Origin of the sequence: Stutzerimonas stutzeri (assembly GCF_024448715.1) — a bacterium.
GTDB lineage: Bacteria > Pseudomonadota > Gammaproteobacteria > Pseudomonadales > Pseudomonadaceae > Stutzerimonas > Stutzerimonas stutzeri_AR.
Genome location: NZ_JAMOHZ010000001.1, coordinates 303,076 through 319,522, shown reverse-complemented (window position 1 = coordinate 319,522; position 16,447 = coordinate 303,076). Strand labels below are relative to the sequence as shown.

The window sequence follows — 16,447 nt, the reverse complement described above, 5'->3', positions numbered from 1 at the left end:
TCATGTCCGAGGCAAACACTTCTTCTACCGGCTCCGCGCGGCGCTGGCTGATCATTGGCGTCGTGGTTACGGCTATTGCGTTGCTGCTTTGGTGGCTATGGCCAACTGCATCCGAGACACCTCAGCCACAGCGCGGCGGGCGTGCCGCTTTCGGCGCGCTCGCTGGGCCGACACCGGTGCGCGTTGCATCGGTCGAACAGGGGCAATTCGAGGTCTATTCCAAAGCACTCGGTACCGTCACGCCGCTGAATACGGTGAACGTGCGCAGCCGTGTCGCCGGCGAGCTGGTCGACGTGCGTTTCGATGAAGGTCAACGAGTCAGTGCTGGCGATCTGCTTGCGGTCATCGATCCGCGCCCCTACGAGGTGGCGCTGCAACAGGCAGAAGGCACGCTGCAGCAGAACCGCGCGTTGCTGCAGAACGCACAGGTCGATCTCAAGCGCTATCGAGGATTGTTCGCCGAAGACAGTATCGCCAAGCAAACCCTCGATACTCAGCAGGCGTTGGTCAATCAGTATCAGGGGACGCTTGCGGCCAACCAGGCGGCGGTCAACGAAGCCAAGTTGAACCTGCAGTTCACAAAGATCCGCGCGCCAATAGATGGTCGCGTCGGCCTTAGACAGCTGGATCAGGGCAACCTTGTCGCTGCCAACGACACCACGCCACTGGTCGTCATCACCCAGACCCAGCCAATGGCGATCAGCTTCACGTTGCCAGAAGGTGAACTGCCACCGGTCATCAGCCGCTTTCGCCGCGGCGATGAACTGACGGTGCAGGCCTGGGACCGTGGCGAGCGGATCCTCTTTGGCGAGGGTGTGCTGGAAAGCGTCGACAACCTGATCGATCCGACCACAGGCACTTTGAAAATGAAGGCTCGCTTCGACAACGAGGCAGAGCTGCTGATACCCAATCAGTTCGTCAACGTCCGCCTGCGCGTAGAGACTCTGGATGACGCCATCCTGATTCCTTCGGCGGCTCTGCAGTTCGGTTCGCGCGGCAATTACGCCTATGTGGTCGGCGAAGATTCCAAGGTCGAGCTGCGCACGCTGGAAGTGGGGCCGAGCAACGGCGAGAAGACAGTCATTATCAACGGTCTGAGCGTTGGCGAGCGGATCGTCATGGAAGGCACCGACCGCCTGCGTGACGGCAGCGAAGTGGAAGTGGTAGACCGCAAGAAGCTCGCCGAAGAGGCAGCCGAAAATCCCAAGGTCGATACTCAGAGTGACAAGGAGCGTTCAGCGCGATGAATATCTCGCGGCTGTTCATTCTCCGGCCGGTAGCAACCACACTGACCATGATCGCCATCCTGCTGGCGGGCTTGATCGCTTATCGCATGCTGCCGATTTCGGCTCTGCCGCAGGTGGACTACCCGACCATTCGCGTATTGACGCTGTATCCCGGCGCCAGCCCTGAAGTGATGACCAGTGCCGTTACCGCGCCGCTGGAACGGCAGTTCGGTCAAATGCCGGGGCTGACACAGATGTCTTCGACCAGCTCTGGTGGCGCTTCGGTGATTACCCTGCGTTTCTCGCTGGAGGTCGAGCTGGATGTGGCCGAGCAGGAAGTACAAGCGGCCATCAATGCGGCGGACAATTTACTGCCCAACGATCTGCCGGCTCCGCCGGTCTACAATAAGGTCAACCCAGCCGACACCCCGGTGATGACCCTGGCGGTAACGTCGGAAAGCCTCTCGCTGCCGCAACTTCATGATCTGGTCGATACGCGCATGGCGCAAAAACTGGCGCAGGTCAGCGGCGTGGGCATGGTCAGCATCGCCGGTGGCCAGCGCCCCGCGGTACGTATCCAGGTCAATCCCGAAGCCCTTGCGTCCTATGGACTGTCGCTCGCCGACGTCCGCTCTCTGGTGACAAGTTCCAACGTCAATCAACCCAAAGGCAACTTCGACGGACCAACGCGGGTGTCGATGCTCGACGCCAACGATCAATTGAAGACGCCAGAGGAATACGCTGAACTGATCCTGGCGTACGAGGGCGGTGCGACGCTGCGTCTGGAGGATGTCGCCGAGATCGTTGATGGCGCCGAGAATGAGCGTCTCGCTGCCTGGGCCAACGAAAGCCAGGCCGTGCTGCTGAACATCCAGCGCCAACCAGGCGCCAACGTTATCGAGGTGGTCGAGCGCATCCAGGCGCTGCTTCCGGAAGTCACCGCGAGCATGCCGGCCGGGCTCGATGTGGTCGTGCTTACCGATCGCACACAGACCATCCGCGCTGCGATAACCGATGTACAGCACGAACTGCTGATGGCCACGTTTCTGGTGGTAATGGTCACCTTCGTCTTTCTCAAACGGCTATCAGCGACGATCATCCCGTCGATCGCCGTACCGCTGTCGCTTGTCGGCACTTTTGCGGTGATGCACCTCGCCGGGTTCTCGCTGAACAATCTGACTCTGATGGCCCTTACCATCGCCACCGGCTTCGTGGTCGACGATGCCATCGTCATGCTCGAAAACATCGCACGCCACGTAGAGGAGGGCGAGACGCCGCTCCAGGCTGCCCTCAAAGGTGCCAAGCAGATCGGTTTCACGCTGATCTCGCTAACGCTTTCGCTGATCGCGGTACTGATTCCGTTGCTGTTCATGCAGGACGTGGTGGGCCGCCTGTTCCGCGAGTTCGCCATCACCTTGGCAGTCGCCATCCTGATTTCGCTCGTGGTGTCCCTGACCCTGACGCCGATGATGTGCGCCAAGCTGCTCAAACCCGCCACGGCGGAGAAGTCCGGACCGGACTGGGTCGAACGGCTCATCGGCGGATACGCGCGCTGGCTGACCTGGGTGTTGGGACACCAGACCCTGACCTTATTGGTTGCCGTGGCTACGCTGGGACTGACCGTCGTGCTTTATCTGGCGGTGCCGAAGGGCTTTTTCCCGGTGCAGGACACGGGTGTGATCCAGGGCATCAGCGAAGCCCCACAATCAATTTCCTTTCGGGAGATGAGTGAGCGCCAGCAGTCGCTGTCGCGCGTCATTCTCGCCGACCCGGCGGTGGCCAGCCTGTCGTCGTACATAGGCGTCGATGGCGACAACGTGACCCTCAATAGTGGTCGCTTGTTGATCAACCTAAAGCCTCACGGTGAGCGGGATGTCACGGCGAGTCAGGTCATTGATCGTCTGCGGCCGGAGTTGGCGAAACTGCCAGGCATCGAGCTGTATATGCAACCGGTGCAGGACCTGTCGATCGAGGACCGGGTCAGCCGTACGCAGTTCCAGTTCAGCCTGGAATCTCCCGATGGCGAACTGTTGCAGGAATGGACGCCGCGCTTGGTGACGGCCTTGCGTGAGCGCCCCGAACTGACCGATGTCGCCAGCGATTTACAAAGCAATGGCCTGCAGATCTATCTGGATATTGACCGCGATGCGGCCGCTCGCCTCGGAATCGAGATATCGGCAATAACCGATGCCTTGTACGACGCCTTCGGCCAGCGGCAGATTTCGACCATCTTCACCCAGGCCAGCCAGTATCGCGTGGTGCTCGAGGCCGAGACGGGCAGCCGTCTTGGTCCGCAGGCGCTTGAACAGCTGTTCGTGCAAAGTGAGGGCGGCACGCCGGTGCGGCTATCGAGTCTGGCGACGGTGGAACAGCGCAACGCGCCATTGCTGATCAATCACATCGGCCAGTTTCCGGCGGTGACGCTATCGTTCAACCTGGCGGACGGCGTATCGCTGGGCAAAGCGGTAGACGTCATCGAGGGGGTCGAGGCCGAGATCGGATTGCCAGCGGGTATTCAGAGTCGCTTCCAGGGAGCCGCCGAAGCTTTTCAAGCTTCACTGTCGAGCACCTTGCTGCTGATCCTGGCGGCGGTGGTGACCATGTATATCGTGCTTGGCGTGCTTTACGAGAGTTACATTCACCCAGTCACCATCCTGTCTACGCTGCCATCGGCGGCGGTTGGCGCCTTGCTCGCGCTGTTGCTGACCGGTAACGACCTGGGACTGATCGCCATCATCGGCATCATCCTGCTGATTGGCATCGTCAAGAAGAACGCGATCATGATGATCGACTTTGCCCTCGAGGCCGAACGTCAGCAAGGCATGAGCCCGCAGGATGCGATCTACCGGGCCGCGCTGCTGCGTTTCCGCCCGATCCTGATGACGACTCTGGCTGCATTGTTCGGCGCGGTACCGCTGATGCTTGCGTCGGGTTCCGGTGCCGAGCTGCGTCAGCCGCTGGGCCTGGTGCTTGTTGGCGGTTTGCTGTTGAGCCAGTTGCTGACGCTATTCACCACGCCGGTGATCTATCTGTTCTTCGATCGACTGGGCCAGCGGTTTGCCCGGAAAAACGTGAAAGGGCAAGAGGTGGGTGTATGACCGGTTCGCGGCCAGCCCGTAGGATGGCAGGGTGGCTAAAGCGCTCGGCGCTGCCGGCTCGTCCAGCCTCCAGCGTTCAGTCTCCAGCGGCTTTTGCGCGATGAACCTGTCCGCACCTTTCATTGCCCGTCCGGTGGCGACCATGTTGCTGAGCCTGGCGATCCTGCTGTTGGGCGGGGTCAGTTTCGGACTGCTGCCGGTATCGCCACTGCCGAACATGGATTTTCCGGTCATTACGGTACAGGCCAGCCTACCCGGCGCCAGCCCCGAGATCATGGCATCCAGCGTGGCGACGCCGCTGGAGCGGTCGCTCGGCAGCATTGCTGGCGTCAACCAGATGAGCAGCCGCAGCAGCCAGGGCCAGACACGGATCATCATCCAGTTCGACCTTGATCGGGACATCAACGGCGCTGCGCGGGAGGTTCAGGCGGCGATCAACGCGGCGCGTAATCTATTGCCCAGCGGTATGCGCAGCATGCCCACCTATCGCAAGGTCAACCCGTCGCAGGCGCCGATCATGGTGCTGTCGCTCACTTCCGAAGTGCTCGACAAAGGCCAGCTCTACGACATCGGCTCCACGGTGCTCGCGCAGAAATTGTCGCAGGTGCCAGGAGTCGGTGAAGTGCAGGTAGGCGGGAGCTCACTGCCGGCGGTGCGAGTGGAATTGCAACCGCAACAGCTGGAGCAATACGGCGTATCGCTCGATGAGGTGCGCGAAACCATCGCTTCGGCTAACGTGCGGCGGCCCAAGGGCATGGTCGAGGACGACAATCGCCATTGGCAGGTGCAGGCCAACGATCAGCTGCACGAGGCTGCCGATTACCTGCCCTTGATCATCCGCTACGAGGACGGTGCAGCGTTGCGCCTGAGCGACGTCGCCGAGGTCCGGGATGGCGTCGAGGATCGCTATAACGACGGCTTCTTCAATAATGACCGTGCCGTGCTGTTGGTGATCAACCGACAGGCCGGCGCCAACATCATCGAAACCATCGAAGGCATTCGCAACGAGCTGCCGGCATTGCAGGCAATCGTGCCCGGCAGCGTCAACATGGCGGTGGCGATGGATCGCTCGCCAGTGATCCGCGCGACTTTGCATGAGGCCGAGCGGACACTGCTGATCGCTGTGGGCCTGGTCATCGTGTTGGTATTTCTCTTTCTCGGCCGACTGCGCACCGCGCTGATACCGGCATTGGTGGTGCCGGTGTCGCTGGTCGGCACCTTCGCGGTCATGTATCTGCTCGGCTTCTCGCTCAACGTGCTCTCGCTGATGGCTCTCATCCTCGCCGCCGGTCTGGTGGTGGACGATGCCATCGTGGTGCTGGAGAACATCGCCCGGCACATCGATGAGGGGATCCCGCCGATGCGTGCGGCTTATATCGGCACCCGTGAAGTGGGCTTCACGCTGTTGTCGATGAACCTCTCGCTGGTGGTGGTGTTCATCTCGATTCTGTTCATGGGCGGCATTGTCGAGCGGTTGTTTCGTGAATTTTCCGTCACCCTCGCGGCGGCCATCCTGGTCTCGCTACTGGTGTCGCTGACGCTGACCCCCATGCTTTGTGCGCGCTGGTTGAGACCGCATCAGCCCGAACATGATGGTCGTCTGCATCGCTGGAGCCACGACGCTCATCAATGGCTTTTGCGCCACTATGATCGTTCCCTGAGTTGGGCGCTGCGCCACCGCCGAATCACCTTGCTGACGCTGCTGGCGACCATCGCCCTCAATGTCGTCCTCTACATTCAAGTGCCCAAGACGTTCCTGCCGCAGCAGGACACCGGCCAGCTGACGGGCTTTATCCGCGGCGACGATGGCCTGTCGTTCCAGGTCATGCAGCCGAAAATGGAAATCTATCGCAAGGCCGTCCTGGCGGATCCGGCTGTAGAAAGCGTGGCAGGTTTCATCGGCGGGCAGGGCGGCATCAACAACGCCTTTATGATCGTCCGGCTCAAGCCATTGGAGGAGCGCAAGATTTCCGCACAGAAGGTGATCGAGCGCATCCGCAAAAATCAGCCGAAGGTGCCGGGCGGGCGCATGTTTCTGATGGCCGACCAAGACTTGCAGTTCGGCGGTGGCCGGCAGAGCAGCTCGGCGTACTCCTACGCCTTGCTGGCCAGCGACCTGGCAGATCTGCGTACATGGTTGCCGCAAGTGACACGGGCGCTGATGGCCTTGCCGGAGCTGACCAGCATCGATGCCAACGAAGGCGAGGGTGCACAGCAGATCAGCCTGAAGGTCGATCGTGATGCGGCCAAGCGGCTTGGTATCGACATGAGCACGGTCACGACCATGCTTAACAACGCCTTCAGCCAAAGGCAGATTTCCACCATCTACGAGTCGCTCAACCAGTATCAGGTGGTGATGGAGATCGATCCGGCCTATGCCCAGCATCCTGAGGTGCTGGAGCAGATCAACGTCATCACCAGCGACGGTCGAAGGGTGCCGCTGGCGGCCTTTGCACGCTACGAGCGCAGCCTTGAAGAGGATCGGGTCAGCCATGAGGGGCAGTTCGCCGCGGAGAATATCGATTTCGATCTGGCGCCGGGTGTCAGTCTCGATCAGGCGACGCAGGCCATCGAGCGTGCAGTGGCCGCCATTGGCATGCCCAGCGAGGTGCAGGGGCGTCTGGGCGGCACCGGCGATGTCTTCCAGTCCGTTCAGCAAGGCCAGCCGTTGATGATTCTTGGTGCCTTGCTACTGGTGTACATCGTGCTCGGCATTCTTTACGAAAGTTACATCCATCCGTTGACGATTCTTTCTACGCTGCCATCGGCCGGTGTCGGTGCACTGCTGGCGATCATTCTGACGCGCGAGCAGTTCAGTCTGATTTCCCTGCTTGGGTTGTTTCTGCTGATCGGCGTGGTAAAGAAGAACGCGATCCTGATGATCGATCTGGCACTGCAATTCGAGCGTAACGATCGGCTGTCTCCGGAAGAGTCGATTCGTCGCTCCTGTCTGCTGCGTTTCCGCCCGATTCTGATGACCACCATGGCCGCCATTCTCGGCGCGCTGCCGTTGCTGATGGGCGGCGCCGAAGGAGCCGAGATGCGTCAGCCGCTGGGCTTGACCATCATCGGCGGGCTGCTGCTGAGTCAGATCCTTACCCTCTACACCACGCCAGTGGTCTATCTGTACCTGGACCGCGCGCGTCATCGTTTCAACAGCTGGCGCGGTGTACGCACCGATGCTGCACTGGAAAATCCGCTATGAGTTCGTTGCATTTGAAACACCCCATGCGTCCTCTGGCCCTGGTGGCCATGGCGTTTTCACTGGGCGCCTGTACGCTCGGCCCCGACTATCAGCGGCCTGATTTACCAATGGCAGCTGAATTCAAGCAAGCTGAAGGCTGGAAGGCCGCGGCGCCGGCTGATGTCTTGCAGCGTGGTGACTGGTGGACGCTCTATGGCGATACCGAACTGAATGCGCTGGTGGCGCGGCTGAACGTTTCCAATCAGAACCTGGCGGCAGCGGACGCTCAGTATCGCCAGGCACGAGCGCTGGTGCGTGGCGCGCGTTCGCAGCTGTTCCCCATCGTGGGGGCCAGTGGTGGCGTCTCGCGCGGGGGGCAGGGCAGCAGTTCTTCCAATAGCTCGTTTTCAGAGGACTTCGGTAGCAGTAGCGGTGTGAGCGAGAGCTACGAGGTCGGCCTCGACGCCTCTTGGGAGTTGGACATATGGGGGCGTTTGCGGCGTAATCTCGAGGCCAATCGCGCCAACATGCAAGCGAGTGCGGCGGATCTCGCGGCAGTCCGCTTGAGCCTACAGTCCGAGCTGGTTCAGACCTACCTACAGTTGCGTGTGATGGACGAACAACAACGGCTGCTGGATCAGACCGTCGAGGCGTTCGCGCGCTCGCTGCGCCTGACCGAAAACCAGTACCAGGCCGGTATCGTGCCGAAGTCGGACGTCAGCCAGGCGCTGACCCAGCTCAAAAGCACCCAGGCCCAGGCGATTGATCTGCAATGGCAACGTGCGCAGATGGAACATGCCATCGCGGTGCTGATCGGCGTGCCGCCATCGGAATTGAACATTGCTGAGCGTAGCGATATTCCGCAACTGCCTGAGGTGCCGTTGGCATTGCCATCGCAGTTGCTGGAGCGTAGGCCGGACGTCGCCTCGACCGAACGCCAGGTGATCGCCGCCAATGCCCAGATCGGCGTGGCTGAGGCGGCCTGGTATCCGGACCTGACCCTGAGCGCCAGCGGCGGTTATCGCAACAGCAGCTTCAGCGACCTGATCAGCCTGCCCAACCGCTTCTGGTCGCTGGGCCCGCAAACGGCGCTGACGCTGCTCGACTTCGGCAGCCGGCGCGCCGAGCTGGAGCAGGCCGAAGCCAGCTATGACCAGACCGTGGCGAACTATCGTCAGACAGTCCTCGACAGCTTCCGTGAAGTCGAGGACAACTTGGTGCAACTGCGGGTTCTGGCCGAGGAGGCGGTCGTACAGCGCGAAGCACTGGAAGCGGCGCAAGAGTCGCTGCGTTTGATCGAAAACCAGTACCGCGCGGGTACCGTCGACTTCCTCAGCGTGGCGACTGTACAGACCACCACACTGAACAACGAGCGCACCAATCTCACGCTGCTGGGTGACCGCCTGACTGCCAGCGTGCAATTGATTGCGGCACTGGGTGGTGGCTGGACTATCGAACAGCTCGAGAGCGAGCCGGATCTTTAACAGACAGCGTTATTCAGGAATGAAAAAACCAGGCCGAGGCCTGGTTTTTTTCTGCTGATGACGGTAGCTCAGTGACGCTGTTTGCGATTCACCGTCTGTGCCGCCTTGATGATGTCGGCGCCGATAACCGGCTCGAACTCCTTCCATACCGGTCGCATGGCTTCACGCCAGGCTTCGCGCTCTGCTGGGGTCAGCTCGATGATTTCCGAGGTGCCGGCTTGGCGAATGCGCTCGCGATGGGCTTGGTTGGCTTCTTCGGCCGCACGGTTAACCTCGTAGGTTACCTCGTCGATGATGCCTTCAAGTTCGGTGCGAATTTTGTGTGGGATGCCGTACCAGAAGCGCGTGTTGCTCACCAGCATGTAGTCGAGCACGCCATGATTGCTCTCGGTGATGTAAGGCTGCACGGTATGCATCTTCTTGCTGTAGATATTCGACCAGGGGTTTTCCGCGCCTTGGACGGTGCCGTTCTGCAGTGAGGCGAAGACATCGGCAAAAGCGATCTTTTTAGTAGGCGCCCCCACTTGAGCGAATTGTGATTCCAACACCGCAGAAGGCTGAATGCGGAACGCTAGTCCGGTGGCATCGCCTGGTAGGCGCAGCGGCTTGGTTGCCGACAGTTGCTTCATACCGTTGTGCCAGTAGGCCAGGCCGGTAATATTTTCCTTTTCCATCGAGCGCAGCAGCTGACGCCCCTTGGCGCGCTTCTGAAAGCGGTTGACGGCTTCCAGGTCGTCGAACAGGAAAGGCAGGTCGAACACTTGCACCTGTTTGGTGTATTTCTCGAACTTGGCCAGCGAGGGTGCCAGTAGCTGGACTTCGTTGTTGCTCAGAGCTTCCAGTTCGGTGGCATCGCCAAACAGCGTGGAGTTTGGGTAGACCTCGACGATCACCTGGCCCGGCAAGCGTTCTTCGACCAGTTTTTTAAACAACAGGGCGCCCTTGCCCTTTGGGGTTTCTTCGGCGACGACGTGGGAGAACTTTATGACTATCGGCTCTGCTTCGACCGTTGTCGCGGTCAGTGCCAGCATCAGTCCGGCGAGGGTGATGATCGGCTTGATCATTGAAAGGCTCTTTATTTTGGTTGGTTGGCATTGCATCCGTGAACCGGATGCGATTGAGCTTCAACGCGACGTTATGCCAAATAAGCCGAACCACCTAAAGCGCTTTTTCGCAAAATTCATAATTGAAAGAGCAGGAGCGGGAATAGATCACAGTTTGCCAGTATGAATCGCCGCCCTGCGTCGCAAAGCGGCGACGCAGGGCCATCGGAAGTCAGCTGTTCGCTAGCTGCCAACCGCCGCCCAAGGCCTTGTAGAGCGCGACGACACCGCGATACAGCTCGACTTCAGCCTGTGCCTGGGCGTCTTCGGCGACGAGCCGTTCACGCTCGGCGTCCAGTAGCACAAGGAAGTCTACCGTTCCTTCGCGATAGCGGATCTCAGCCTGCTGCGCCGCGGCGCGACTGGCGCTTGATTGGCGTAGCAACGACAGCAGTCGTTCCTGGGCGCGGGCATAGTCGCTGAAGGCGTTCTCAGACTCTTCCAGTGCGAGCAATACCTGCTGTTCGTAATTGGCCAACGCACCCTCGGCATCGGCTTCGGCACCGCGCAATCTGGCGCGTACGCTACCCATGTCGAATGCCGCCCAACTGATGCTCGGTGCGACTCCCCAGGCCTGCGCAGCGCTGGAACCAATCTGCGATCCGCGCCCGGCAATGAAGCCGAGGAAACCCGACAGGCTCACCCGCGGAAACAGGTCCGCCGTCGCGACGCCAACGTTGGCGGTGGCCGCGGCCAACTGGCGCTCTGCCGCCCGGATGTCTGGACGACGGCGCAGCAATTCGCCGGGATCGCCAATCGGCAAAGCTTTGGCAATCGCCGGCAGTTCATGTGGCGACAGATCGACGCTGAGCTGATCGGCGCGCTGGCCGAGCAGAGTGGCGATGCGATTGCGCGCACGGCTTTGGGCCGCCTGAAATTGCGGCAGGCTGGCCTCGGTGGCGGCCAAACGAGCATCGGCGCGCAGAACATCGAGCTCACTCCCTATGCCGGCGTCGCGCAATTGTTCGGTCAGCCGATGCGAGTCGCGCTGATTGTCCAGGTTTTCCCGAGCGATGCGCTCGCGCAGCTGGGCGCCACGAAGCTGTCCATAGGCATCGACCAGTTCGGCGATCAGGCTCACTTGCAGCTGATAGAGCTCGGCTTCGGCGGCTTCGGTCTGTGCTTCGCTGGCTTCGATACGCCGCTGGATGCGCCCGAACAAATCCAGCTCCCAGGCCATGTCCAGACCCAGGTCGTAGCGCTCGATGTTGCTGCGCTCTTCACTGAAACCGGGTTGCTGGGCTTCACCGTATTCGGCGGTAGCGCCAGCGGTTACCGTTGGGAAACGATCATTGGCATCGTCGTCGCGAATCGAGCGTGCCGCACGTAACCTGGAGAAGGCGATGCGCAGCTCACGGTTTTCGGCCAAAGCCTGACCGACCAACGCATCCAGAGTGGGGTCTTCAAACTGGCGCCACCAGGCGGATTCGAACCGTGAGCGGTCGAAGTCTTCTGCGGCGGCTTGGTCGATCTCTGCTGGAGCCGTTTCCGGCGTACGGTAATCGGGGCCCACCGCACAGGCGCTGAGGGCCAATATCGCGGCTAGCAGGAGCGGGGCGGTGATAACAGCCTTCATGCATGAATCTCCTTCAGTACAGCCTTTTTCTCCTCGCGCTTTTCGACGAAAGCGCGAATCACCAGATAAAACACCGGGGTCAACAGCAGCCCAAAGAAAGTCACGCCGAGCATCCCGCTGAACACCGCGACGCCCATGGCATGGCGCATCTCGGCACCGGCACCGCTGGACAACACCAGTGGCACCACACCCATGATGAAGGCGAAGCTGGTCATCAGGATCGGGCGCAGCCGCAGCCGGCAGGCTTCGAGTACCGCGGCCAACCGATCCATGCCTTCTTCCTGCTTGTCCTTGGCGAACTCGACGATGAGGATGGCGTTCTTGCACGCCAGGCCTACCAGCACGATCAAGCCGATCTGAGTGAACACGTTGTTATCACCACCCGAGAGGATCACGCCGGTGATGGCCGACAGCAGCGTCATCGGCACGATCAGGATTACTGCCAGCGGCAGGCTCCAGCTCTCGTATTGCGCCGCCAATACCAGAAACGCCAGCAGCACGCAGAGCGGGAAGACGAACATCGCGGTGTTGCCGGCCAGAATTTGCTGATAGGTCAGCTCAGTCCACTCGTAGCTCATGCCGTTCGGCAACTCGGCCTGGAGCAAGCGCTCCATGGCGTCTTCGGCTTGACCGGAGCTGTAGCCCGGCGCAGCTGCTCCATTGATCTCAGCGGTAAGGAAGCCGTTGTAGTGCATCACGCGATCCGGACCGGAACTGTCGCTGACCTTGACGAAGGTCGACAGCGGAACCATTTCGCCACGGTCGTTGCGTACTTTCAGTTGGCCGATCTGCTCGGGCGTCAGACGAAACTTCTGTTCGGCCTGGACGTTGACCTGATAGGTGCGACCGAAGCGGTTGAAGTCGTTGGCATACAACGAGCCGAGGTAGACCTGCATGGTGTCGAAAATCTGATCGATCGGCACACCATGGGTTTTGGCCTTTTCCCGGTCGATATCGGCATCGATTTGCGGCACATTGACCTGATAACTGGTGAACAGCCCGGCCAGCTCAGGATACTCGGCGCTCTTGGCTAGGACGTTCTGGACCTGCTTGTACAGTTCTTCGTAGCCGAGGTTGCCGCGATCCTGCACTTGTATGCGGAACCCCCCAATGGTGCCCAGACCCTGAACCGGTGGCGGCGGGAAGATGGCGATGAAGGCGTCTTGGATCTGCGAGAACTGCCCATTCAGATCTGCCGCAATGGCGTTGGCCGAAAGCGACGGGTCTTTGCGTTCGTCGAACGGCTTGAGCGGTGTGAAGACGATGCCGCTGTTGGGGCTGTTGGTGAAGCCGTTGATCGACAGGCCCGGGAATGCCACGGTGTTCTCCACGCCCGGATGTTCGCTGGCGATCTGCGACATGCGCTTGATCACATCCTCGGTGCGATCCAGCGTGGCGGCGTCCGGCAATTGCGCAAAAGCGACCAGGTACTGCTTGTCTTGCGGCGGCACGAAGCCGGTCGGTGTGCTGGCGAAACCCATGTACCCCAAGCCCACCAAGCCGACATACACCACCAAGGCAATGCCGCTACCGCGCAGGATGCGTTTCACCGCGCCAACATAGCCATGGCTGGCCCGGTCGAACACTCGGTTGAACGGCGCAAACAGCCAGCCGCCAAAGAGCTTGTCCAACAAGCGCGAGAAGCCGTCCTTAGGCGCGTCGTGGCTGCGCAGCAGTGCGGCGGCAAGCGCCGGCGACAGGGTCAGCGAGTTAAACGCCGAGATCACGGTAGAGATGGCGATGGTCAACGCGAACTGCTGGTAGAACTGCCCGGTGAGACCGGAAATGAACGCAGTCGGAATGAACACCGCGCAGAGCACCAAGGCCGTGGCGATGATGGGACCGGTCACTTCCTTCATGGCTTGCTTGGTGGCTTCCACCGGCGACTTGCCGAGGCCGATATTACGTTCGACGTTTTCCACTACGACGATGGCGTCGTCCACCACGATGCCGATGGCCAGCACCAGGCCGAACAGCGACAGCGCATTGAGCGAGAAGCCGAGCATGTGCATGACGGCGAAGGTACCGATCAGCGACACCGGTACTGCAGCCAGCGGAATGATCGAGGCACGCCAGGTCTGCAGAAACAGAATCACCACCAGCACCACTAGCACGATGGCCTCGAGTAGCGTGTGCACCACCGCCTCGATGGAACCGCGAACGAAAATGGTCGGGTCGTAGACGATTTCGTAGTCCACGCCCTCAGGGAAATCCTTTTTCAGCTCGGCCATGCGCGCCCGCACCGAGTCGGAGATTTCGATGGCATTGGAGCCGGGGCGCTGGAATACCGGGATGGCGACGGCGGGCTGGTTGTTCAGCAGTGATCGCAGGGCGTACTGACTGGACCCCAGTTCGATGCGCGCGATATCCCTGAGGCGAGTGATCGAGCCGTCTTCGCCTGCGCGAATGATGATGTTCTCGAATTCCTCCTCGGTGACCAGTCGGCCCTGAGTGTTGATCGAAAGTTGGAAATCAGTCGCCCCCGGTGCTGGCGGCGCACCCAGCGAGCCGGCCGCGACCTGACGGTTCTGCTCACGGATAGCGTTGACTACATCGGACGCAGTGAGATTGCGCGAGGCGACCTTGTTCGGGTCGAGCCAAACGCGCAAGGAATAGTTGCCCATGCCGAACAGTTGCACGTCGCCGATTCCGTCCAGACGCGCCAGCTCATCCTTGACGTTCAGCGCAGCGTAGTTGGACAGATAGAGCATGTCGTAGCGCTCGTCCGGCGAGGTCAGGTGGACCACCATGGTGAGGTCCGGCGAGGCCTTGTCGACCGTCACGCCGAGGCGCTGCACCTCGGTGGGCAGAGTCGGCATGGTACGCGTCACGCGGTTCTGCACCTGCACCTGGGCATTGTCCAGGTCAGTGCCCAGGGCGAAGGTGATGGTCAGGGTCAGCTTGCCGTCGGCGGTGGCCTGGGACGACATGTAGAGCATGCCTTCAACACCAGTGATGGCCTGTTCCAGCGGCGAGGCGACGGTTTCGCCAATCACCTTGGGGTTGGCGCCGGGGAAGTTAGCGCGCACCACGACGGTAGGCGGCACTACTTCCGGATATTCGCTGATGGGCAGCTGGAACAGCGAGATGGCGCCGCCAATCAGGATGATCAACGACAGCACCGCCGCGAAAATCGGCCGCTGGATAAAGAATTGAGAGAAATTCATGACGCACTCCGGGGGAGAGGGTGCGCATCACGCACCCTGACGGAATCGGTTTTCGGGGTGTGCGCCGAGGCGCACTGTCGACTGGCTGCTGCGCTAACTCAGCTGCTATCTGTTTTAACTGTTGGGGCGTCGCGGCACGCTGCGATCGACCACCTCGGTCTTGAACGCCGCGGTGATGGCGCGATGCTGTTCTTTGAGCGCGGCGAGGGTATCGGCGTCTGCCATGGGCACGGTTTCTGGCGCAACCGTATTGCCCGGACGGACACGCTGCAGGCCGTTGACGACGATGGTTTCGCCTTCATTGAGACCGCTGCGGACAATGCGCAGCCCTTCGAGTTTCGGTCCCAGTTCGATGGAGCGGTAATTCACCTTGCCGTCCTCGCCAAGCACCAGCACAAACTTCTTGCCCAGATCGGTTCCCACCGCCACGTCCTTGATCAGCACTGCATCGTAGGTGGCGCTGCCAACCAGCTTCATCCGCGCATAAAGACCCGGCGTGAAGTGCCCATCACGGTTGTCGAACACGGCGCGCCCGCGGATGGTGCCGGTACGCGGATCGACCTGGTTATCGATGAAATCCATGTGACCGAGGTGCGGGTGACCGTCCTCACTGGAAAGTCCGAGGTAAACGGGCGTCGCCTCGCCGCGTTCGCCTTCGCGGGCCAGTTCGCGGTACTTTAGGTAGGTACGCTCGTCCGCCTCGAAGTAGGCGTAGACCTTGTCAGTGGAAACCAGTGTGGTGAGCAACGCCTCGCCAGCGTTGACTAGGTTGCCGGCGGTGATCATGGCGCGACCTGCACGACCGTTAATCGGTGCGGTGACGCGGGTGAAACTGAGGTCCAGTTTGGCTGCCTCCAGTTGCGCCTGTATTGCCGCAACTGCGGATTTCGCTTCGCTGGCGGCACTGACGCGAGCGTCAGCCAGTTCAGCGGAAATCGCATTACTGGCCCGTAGCCGCTCGCCGCGCTGGGCTTCACTGGCGGTGCGTTGCTGCGTGGCGCGTGCCTGTTGCAACTCGGCTTGCAGGCGTTTTACCTGAGCCTCGAACGGGCGAGGGTCGATCTGAAACAACAGATCGCCTTTCTTGACCAGTGCGCCTTCCTCGAACGCGACCCTATCGATGAAGCCGGAAACCCGCGGGCGGATCTCGACCGACTCGGGTGCTTCCAGGCGCCCGGTGAGCTCGTCCCATTCGGTGACTTGCTGCTCGATGACTTCAGCGACGCTGACAGCCGGCGCCGGCATCGCCGCTTCGGTGGCTTCAGGTGCTTGCCCGCAGGCGCCAACAAGGGCAGCGACAACCGCAACCAATGGGTAACGCAGGGCTTTGAGTGAACGTTCCATGCCTTGACTCCGCAACTCGTTTTTATCGATGGCGGGAGTGTGCGGGGCAGCCTCTGAATGCAGAAATCGAACGAGGCGAATATGGATATCACTCGCAATGATGTTGCAGATCGTTTCATCAATGGCGAGAGAGTACGGGCGTCGGGCGGCGCTCCCGTTTCAGCTCGACCTCGGCTGTGGTGGGCTAAAGCCCACCCTACGGAAGACGACGATCAGACAGTAGGGTGGGCCGGGCGGCGTTCCGTTTTAGCCCACCACAATGGGT

Annotated in this window: 8 protein-coding genes; 4 read left to right on the top strand and 4 right to left on the bottom strand. The window is 60.9% G+C overall.

Features of this window, described 5'->3' with window-relative positions; translation table 11 throughout:
• The first annotated feature begins 2 nt into the window (after positions 1–2).
• From NAV33_RS01350 to NAV33_RS01335, 4 genes are all read left to right on the top strand, one after another.
• Complete coding sequence (locus tag NAV33_RS01350) at positions 3–1,247, top strand: MdtA/MuxA family multidrug efflux RND transporter periplasmic adaptor subunit (protein ID WP_255976131.1); 1,245 nt, start codon at positions 3–5, stop codon at positions 1,245–1,247.
• Positions 1,244–4,324: an MdtB/MuxB family multidrug efflux RND transporter permease subunit gene (locus NAV33_RS01345; protein ID WP_255976130.1), complete on the top strand. Its 3,081-nt coding sequence runs from the start codon at positions 1,244–1,246 to the stop codon at positions 4,322–4,324. The genes NAV33_RS01350 and NAV33_RS01345 overlap by 4 nt, the downstream gene beginning before the upstream one ends.
• Before the next feature lie 100 nt (positions 4,325–4,424).
• Positions 4,425–7,529, top strand: coding sequence for an efflux RND transporter permease subunit (locus NAV33_RS01340; protein WP_255976979.1), 3,105 nt, complete (start codon positions 4,425–4,427; stop codon positions 7,527–7,529).
• Entirely contained in the window at positions 7,526–8,992 is a 1,467-nt protein-coding gene (locus NAV33_RS01335; RefSeq protein ID WP_272887178.1) for an efflux transporter outer membrane subunit, read from the top strand. The genes NAV33_RS01340 and NAV33_RS01335 overlap by 4 nt, the downstream gene beginning before the upstream one ends.
• A 68-nt stretch (positions 8,993–9,060) precedes the next feature.
• On the opposite strand, the gene NAV33_RS01330 is transcribed toward NAV33_RS01335, so the two are convergent.
• From NAV33_RS01330 to mexE, 4 genes are all read right to left on the bottom strand, one after another.
• Positions 9,061–10,053, bottom strand: coding sequence for a TRAP transporter substrate-binding protein (locus tag NAV33_RS01330; protein WP_336605346.1), 993 nt, complete (start codon positions 10,051–10,053; stop codon positions 9,061–9,063).
• A gap of 214 nt (positions 10,054–10,267) precedes the next feature.
• A complete protein-coding gene (locus NAV33_RS01325; protein WP_255976128.1) occupies positions 10,268–11,671 on the bottom strand; it encodes an efflux transporter outer membrane subunit in 1,404 nt (467 codons plus the stop codon).
• Complete coding sequence (locus NAV33_RS01320) at positions 11,668–14,838, bottom strand: efflux RND transporter permease subunit (RefSeq protein ID WP_255976126.1); 3,171 nt, start codon at positions 14,836–14,838, stop codon at positions 11,668–11,670. Before NAV33_RS01320 ends, NAV33_RS01325 begins: the two co-directional genes overlap by 4 nt.
• A gap of 114 nt (positions 14,839–14,952) precedes the next feature.
• Complete coding sequence (gene mexE / locus NAV33_RS01315) at positions 14,953–16,182, bottom strand: multidrug efflux RND transporter periplasmic adaptor subunit MexE (protein ID WP_255976124.1); 1,230 nt, start codon at positions 16,180–16,182, stop codon at positions 14,953–14,955.
• Positions 16,183–16,447 lie beyond the last annotated feature (265 nt).